At 40.5% G+C, this 7,264-nt stretch carries 4 protein-coding genes and 4 pseudogenes; 5 read left to right on the forward strand and 3 right to left on the reverse strand.

The features are described from left to right. The 3 genes and pseudogenes from AFK68_RS18055 to AFK68_RS41985 form a co-directional block, all read right to left on the reverse strand. On the reverse strand, window positions 1-473 hold a 473-nt coding region (locus tag AFK68_RS18055), incomplete at its 3' end, for a DUF3352 domain-containing protein (RefSeq protein WP_246844264.1). A gap of 21 nt (window positions 474-494) precedes the next feature. Continuing rightward, a pseudogene (locus AFK68_RS45640) lies at window positions 495-1,317 on the reverse strand (DUF3352 domain-containing protein); the annotation flags it as partial. Between the two features lie 117 nt (window positions 1,318-1,434). Continuing rightward, window positions 1,435-2,082 (reverse strand): annotated as a pseudogene (locus AFK68_RS41985) (DUF3352 domain-containing protein); the annotation flags it as partial. A gap of 2,563 nt (window positions 2,083-4,645) precedes the next feature. On the opposite strand from AFK68_RS41985, the gene AFK68_RS18075 reads away from it, so the two are divergent. The 5 genes and pseudogenes from AFK68_RS18075 to AFK68_RS18095 form a co-directional block, all read left to right on the forward strand. Continuing rightward, window positions 4,646-4,920 (forward strand): helix-turn-helix domain-containing protein (locus AFK68_RS18075; RefSeq protein ID WP_246844263.1); only part of this gene is annotated, 275 nt, incomplete at its 3' end. A 1-nt stretch (window position 4,921) separates the two neighbouring features. Beyond that, window positions 4,922-5,153: pseudogene (locus tag AFK68_RS45645) on the forward strand (RNA-guided endonuclease TnpB family protein); the annotation flags it as partial. Between the two features lie 230 nt (window positions 5,154-5,383). After that, on the forward strand, window positions 5,384-6,037 hold the full coding sequence (locus AFK68_RS18085) for a transposase (protein WP_256386602.1): 654 nt from the start codon (window positions 5,384-5,386) through the stop codon (window positions 6,035-6,037). 75 nt (window positions 6,038-6,112) lie between these two features. Continuing rightward, window positions 6,113-6,305, forward strand: a pseudogene (locus AFK68_RS18090) (zinc ribbon domain-containing protein); the annotation flags it as partial. Beyond that, a partial coding sequence (locus AFK68_RS18095; RefSeq protein WP_143438014.1) for a HEAT repeat domain-containing protein occupies window positions 6,302-7,264 on the forward strand: 963 nt, incomplete at its 3' end. The pseudogene AFK68_RS18090 and the gene AFK68_RS18095, both read left to right, overlap by 4 nt.

Genomic DNA, 7,264 nt, shown 5'->3' on the forward strand with positions numbered 1-7,264 from the left:
TACTGTTGCTTTTTCAATTTCACAAATACATCATAGTTAGTTGTGCGACTATTACTAACAATAGATGTCACTCCAATAGACTCCATACCATCTACCCAAACTTTTTGATTTGCAGGTAACTGGGGAATAGAAAGATTTTGAGGATTGAAAGTCCGACTAATATCAATGAAAAAGTTGCCATTAAAAGACTCTGACTCTAATGGTAGAGTTTCTTGTAAAACTACACTTTCCGCCATAGAATTTGTCGGTGCAGGCAATATTTGATTTTCCACAGATCCTCCTAAAGTGAAAAATGCCACATTCCCATTCAACCAACCACGAATTACAGTAAAACCACCAAATGGTGAAGTCCATTTCACAACAGGTTTTCCGCTCGCAACAGCTTCACCTACCTCAAATTCTTTTTTCTTCATCGCCTCATCTAATTTTTTCAGAGACTCCTCAGCAGCACGGCGATCGCTTGCCTTAACCATAAACACAAACCCCGCAGCAANTGAAAAATGCCACATTCCCATTCAACCAACCACGAATTACAGTAAAACCACCAAATGGTGAAGTCCATTTCACAACAGGTTTTCCGCTCGCAACAGCTTCACCTACCTCAAATTCTTTTTTCTTCATCGCCTCATCTAATTTTTTCAGAGACTCCTCAGCAGCACGGCGATCGCTTGCCTTAACCATAAACACAAACCCCGCAGCAAATTTTTGTAACTGATCCTTATTTTTGGGAATAGGTAGTAAAGACAAAGAATATTCTCCTGCCATCCAGTTGATAAATTCCTTATCTAAATCCATCCCAGTTCCATTTTTCACAGTTTGACGGAATGTATCTGGGTTAATGGGAGCGATGGGATTAGCTGCTGCACCCTTGACATAATCAGACCACATTTTCTGTAAATTACTGCCAGATATCATCATCAAAGCATTTCCAGGAACTCGATTTAACATTCCTGTGGCATTATTTTCTACACTAAACTTTTTCTGACTATTTGGTTTAAGCCAAGAAATTGCTTTTAAATCTATACCTTCAGGAACTATGCTGACTGTTGCTGCCATTCCCTGGTTATCCTCAAGTTGTTTGAGATTTTCCTCAGACACAGGAGTAATAGATTTACTAGAAGTATAAGCAGCAGCAATAGGAATATTCACATATACCTGAGCAAAAGGTGCAGCAGTTTCCAGTTTCTCCATCGCTGCTATATAACCAGGAGCTTTTTTTAGAGAGTTGTCTCCTTTATATATATCGATCGCTCGATTTATTGCCGTTTGAGAATTAGTAACTACTAAAAACTTTCCTCCCAATGCTGCGACAGACATATCTTGCTTAGGTACTCCTTCAGTTTCTGTAATTTCAATACCTCTGTAGGTACGTTTAACTAATTTACCTTCTTTAGGAGAGCGCGGTTTGTCTAAAATTTGTTTAGCTGCCGTTGNGTCTCCTTTATATATATCGATCGCTCGATTTATTGCCGTTTGAGAATTAGTAACTACTAAAAACTTTCCTCCCAATGCTGCGACAGACATATCTTGCTTAGGTACTCCTTCAGTTTCTGTAATTTCAATACCTCTGTAGGTACGTTTAACTAATTTACCTTCTTTAGGAGAGCGCGGTTTGTCTAAAATTTGTTTAGCTGCCGTTGGATCGGCGATGGGCAATACCATCATAGTTGCTTGTTGAGCAGGGGGTGGTGGTGGAGAGTCGGGAGTAGTTGGGTTAGAAGGTTCTAAAGTAGATTTGCGCAAAAAGGCTATCATCACTTTCTTCCCTATCCAAGGTTCAATATCTCGTTGATAATTATAGCCATAGGTAGTGAGGAAGCGATCGCGCAACTCCCCCAACAATTTTTGCAAAGCAGTTTTTGATTCAGGAGTGCCGAATTGTTGAAGTTGTTCCCATTGATTGGAGTTAGTAGAAAGATGTAAAGTCATCATTGCATCCTTGGGGACAACCTCGGCACCCACAGGCAAATTGTCTACTGTTTCTTCCGAAGATATGAGGATATAGCCAGCGACACTGCCGACAATCATTACGAAAGCTGCTCCAAGTAAGGTTAAAGGTAAGGTTTTATCTTGTTTTTTCATTAGTGGAATTAGGTAGTAAGAAATAAGAGGTTTATAGATATTTGTACAAAATATTTATTCAAATGGTATTATAGATATTTACGGATATAATTAGCGATAAATTTTAAAGATAAGGCAGTAATCAGGGATTAAAAGTTGGCAACAAATAATATTTATACCAAATATTGTAGGGGCGGGTTTAACCGAAAGCCTTAACTTAAACTATCTAGTTCTCAAAACCCGCCCTCTAATATAGGGGTGGGTTTAACCGAAAACCTTAACTTAAACCATCTAGTTCTCAAAACCCGCCCTCTAATATTGCATTTATCTATGCTCACCTAGTACACTGACACATTTAATTTTGTGCATTAGGGCGGGTTTATATAAATCTTAGGGTAAGCATGAAAATTTCCACTAAACCCCGCCCCTACTATTGCAGCATTTTAGCTGTGTCGGTCCACTACTTATTTGTCCAAATAGTATTATGGATATAATTTTCAGTAGTGCATAGATTTAAGAATAATCAAAAAAATCTAACTTTTGAATTTTGTTTTTTGTTTTTTGTTTTTTGATTTTATGTGGACATCCTATCTAGAATCAATTTGCCGAGAATACGCCCAATGGTGGGAGGTTTACACTCTGACGGATGTGGCGGGAAAAAAGCCTGTTGAGCAAGGGCAAAATATTTCCCCACTCTTGGACTTGGGTTTGATGGTACAAACTGTTGCGGAGGAAAAACAGAGGGAACGTCCAGAAGAGAAAATTGAACGGTTGACAGTTTTGGAGGGTTTGCGCAAATATGCCCCCAATCATGTTTTATTGGTGGGAAGACCAGGTTCGGGAAAATCTACTGCTTTGGCCAGATTGTTATTAGAAGAGGCAGATAAGGTTAAGTCTGGAGAAAATGGCCATATTCCCATCCTCATCGAACTACGCTACAGTCAATCTTCTGTACTTGAGAGNAAAATTGAACGGTTGACAGTTTTGGAGGGTTTGCGCAAATATGCCCCCAATCATGTTTTATTGGTGGGAAGACCAGGTTCGGGAAAATCTACTGCTTTGGCCAGATTGTTATTAGAAGAGGCAGATAAGGTTAAGTCTGGAGAAAATGGCCATATTCCCATCCTCATCGAACTACGCTACAGTCAATCTTCTGTACTTGAGAGAATCCAAAAGTTTATCCACAAACACCACCCCAATATAAATATAGATACAGCAACTCTGGAAACTTGGCTCCGTCAAGGTAAATTTTTGGGCGTTGCTGAACCAAGGGATGAATCTTTCACTCCCCAGACTTCCCACACTTCCCACACTTCCCACATTCCCCACNCACCCCAATATAAATATAGATACAGCAACTCTGGAAACTTGGCTCCGTCAAGGTAAATTTTTGGGCGTTGCTGAACCAAGGGATGAATCTTTCACTCCCCAGACTTCCCACACTTCCCACACTTCCCACATTCCCCACACCTCCCACACTCCCCACACCTCCCACACCTCCCACACTTCCCACACTCCCCACACTCCCCTTTTGCTCCTCTTCGATGGGTTTAACGAGATGGCATCGGAAGCGGCACGACAACAGGTGAGAATGTTTCGGCAAGACTACCCCAAAACTGCCATGGTGTTTACGACGCGAGATTTGAGTCTGGGGGGAGATTTGGGGATTGAGAAAAGGTTGGAAATGCTGCCTCTGACGGAATCTCAAATGCAGGAGTTTGTCTGTGCTTATTTGCCAGAGCATGGTGAAAATTTATGGCAGCAGTTGCAGGGGAGGTTGCGGGAGTTGGGGGAAACTCCCATGTTTTTGTTGATGTTGTGTTCGGTGTTTAACTATAACGAAGTAATACCTGCTCATCTGGGGTTGGTGTTTCGGAGTTTTACTGAAAGTTATCGTAGTCGTCTCAAGCAAGATGTTCCCGTTGATGAAAGTTCTCGACGTTGGTGGGATAGGTTGTTGCAGGAGTTTCGACTTAGTTAACAATTTATGTGTGTAAACGATATAATACGGTAGTTCTCTTCACACATTTGTCAGTAATGAGGGTGACGCTTTATATCTTGTGCACTAATCGCTGCTCTCCACATTTCTGCCTCTCTATCTATATATACCTCTCCAAAAATCCCGCTTGCTACGACACAACAGCGCAGTGAGGGTTGGAGAACAATCATGTCCAATCTTGTCTATTGACAAAGACTCAAATGTAAGTATAGACTGTTAAGATGCGGTTGGCTTAACCGTCAATGCCTGTGGATGAGTAACCGCCGACGGCCTCAGTAGAAGCAGGAAGTAAACATCAAGAAGTGACGTTATGTGACGCTTTGTATCAGTTTNTGCCTGTGGATGAGTAACCGCCGACGGCCTCAGTAGAAGCAGGAAGTAAACATCAAGAAGTGACGTTATGTGACGCTTTGTATCAGTTTTATGAAGCAGTTGGCGTGGGTGATGAAAAATTGGGAGCATTGACTTAATCAAAGAATAACGATATAATAGCTTAAAAAGCAGTTCTATTAGAAAGTCTGGGTTCACTAATACATGAAATCCATCAGAACTAAACTCAAATTAAATAATAAGCAAAAAACTCTGATGGCTCAACACGCAGGTTATAGCAGATGGTGTTATAACTGGGGGTTAAGTTTGTGGAATGCGGCTTACAGGGATGGTTATAAACCTAATGCCCGTAAACTCAGAGAGGTTTTTACTAATCAGACAAAACCTCTTTATCCCTGGATGAAAAGCTTATCATCTAAAGTTTATCAATATGCTTTCATCCACTTGGGTGAAGCGTTTAAAAGATTCTTTCAAGGATTGAGTAAATATCCAAGATTTAAGAAAAAAGGTAAACATGATAGTTTCACAATNAAAACCTCTTTATCCCTGGATGAAAAGCTTATCATCTAAAGTTTATCAATATGCTTTCATCCACTTGGGTGAAGCGTTTAAAAGATTCTTTCAAGGATTGAGTAAATATCCAAGATTTAAGAAAAAAGGTAAACATGATAGTTTCACAATTGATAATTCTGGAAAGCCAATAGAATTAAATGGATGGAATCATAAATTACCTTTTATTGGTATTGTCAAAACTTACGAACCTATTGAGGCAATAACTCAAAAAATAACTATTAGTAGACAGGCATCGGATTGGTATCTTAGCTGTAGCTATGAATTTACTCCAAAATTAACACAAAAAACTACTAAAATTGTAGGTGTTGATTTGGGAATTAAGACATTAGCAACGTTAAGTAATGGGAAAGTATTTCAGAGTGTAAAGTCATACCGCAAGTTTGAAGCNCTTACGAACCTATTGAGGCAATAACTCAAAAAATAACTATTAGTAGACAGGCATCGGATTGGTATCTTAGCTGTAGCTATGAATTTACTCCAAAATTAACACAAAAAACTACTAAAATTGTAGGTGTTGATTTGGGAATTAAGACATTAGCAACGTTAAGTAATGGGAAAGTATTTCAGAGTGTAAAGTCATACCGCAAGTTTGAAGCCAAGCTCTCTAGACTACAATACCTGAACCGAAATAAAATTATTGGTTCTGCTAATTGGAAAAAGGCACAACTGAAGATAGCCGCGTTACATAGGCGAGTAGCTAACATCCGCAAAGATGCACTTCATAAATTGACAACATATCTAGCTAAAAACCACAGCCTTGTTGTCATAGAAGATTTAAATGTGAGCGGGATGTTGGCTAACCATAAGCTAGCTAAGTCTATAACAGACCAAGGATTTTATGAATTCAGGCGACAACTTGAGTACAAGTGCCAATGGTACGGTTGTGAGTTAGTAGTAGTTGATAGATTTTTTCCATCATCAAAAACTTGTTGCAGGTGCGGTAACATCCAAGATATGCCATTAAATCTGAGAACTTATGACTGTCGGTCATGTGGCATATCTATAGACCGTGATTTGAATGCTAGTATAAATTTGAGAAATGCGGTCGGCTTGACCGCTAATGCCTGTGGATGACTAAGCGCCGACCGCGTTTGTTACAGCAAGAAGTACAAATTAGACATGCCGGCCATGTGTCGGCTGATACAGGTNTTGTGAGTTAGTAGTAGTTGATAGATTTTTTCCATCATCAAAAACTTGTTGCAGGTGCGGTAACATCCAAGATATGCCATTAAATCTGAGAACTTATGACTGTCGGTCATGTGGCATATCTATAGACCGTGATTTGAATGCTAGTATAAATTTGAGAAATGCGGTCGGCTTGACCGTTAATGCTTGTGGATGAGTAACCGCCGACGGCCTCAGTTGAAGCAAGAAGTAAACATTAGACTTGTCGCGCTTGTGACGTTTGATATCGGTTTTATGAAGCAGTATTATGTGGCGGAAAGGTTGTTGTTGCAGTTGTCTGGAATGAGTGACTATGAGTTGCAGTGGGATTATTTGAATTATTTGAAGTGGACGGAAGTTGTGGCGTTGATATTGGGGTTGGTGGAAGATGAGGCGTTGGCGGTGCGGGTGGTAAGGTTGGCGTTGGAGGTTGATTGGTTTTTGGGGGCGAGGTTGGTGGGTAAGGTGCAAGGGAGGTTTCAGGAGCGGGCGTTGGTGGAGGTTGAGGGGTTGGAGTTGCCTGGGTTGGTGAAAGTTAAGTTGGCAGGGTTAACGGAGTCGGATGTTGCTGTTCCGGGGTTGGTTAAATTATTAAAAGACTCAGACTCTGATTTGCGTATGAGGGCAGCAGATGCTCTGGGTAAAATAGCTTCGGAAACTGCGATTGAGGCATTAATTCCACTCCTAGAAGACTCAGACTCTGATTTGCGTAAGAGAGCAGCATTTGCTCTAAGTAAAATAGGTTCGGAAACTGCGATTGAGGCGTTAATTCCACTCCGAGAAAAGTCAGACTCTGATGAGCATAGCAGTTCAGAAACTGCGATTCCAGGATTAATCCCACTTCTAGAATATGAAGACTCTTATGTGTGCTGGAATGCAGCACAAGCTCTGGCTAAAATAGGTTCGGAAACTGTGATACCGGAATTAATCCCACTTCTAGAATACGAAGACTCTTATGTGCGTTGGAATGCAGTAGAAGCTCTAGGTGAAATAGGTTTAGTTGTCGAAAAATCGGAAACTGTGATTCTGAGATTAATTCAAATGTTAGAAGATTTGGACTCTTATGTGCGCAGAAGTGCAGTAGAATCTCTGATTGAGATAGGCTCAGAAACTGCGATTCCAGGATTAATTCAACTT

This window comes from Hydrocoleum sp. CS-953, from assembly GCF_002260545.1.
In the GTDB taxonomy this organism is placed as follows: domain Bacteria; phylum Cyanobacteriota; class Cyanobacteriia; order Cyanobacteriales; family Microcoleaceae; genus Trichodesmium.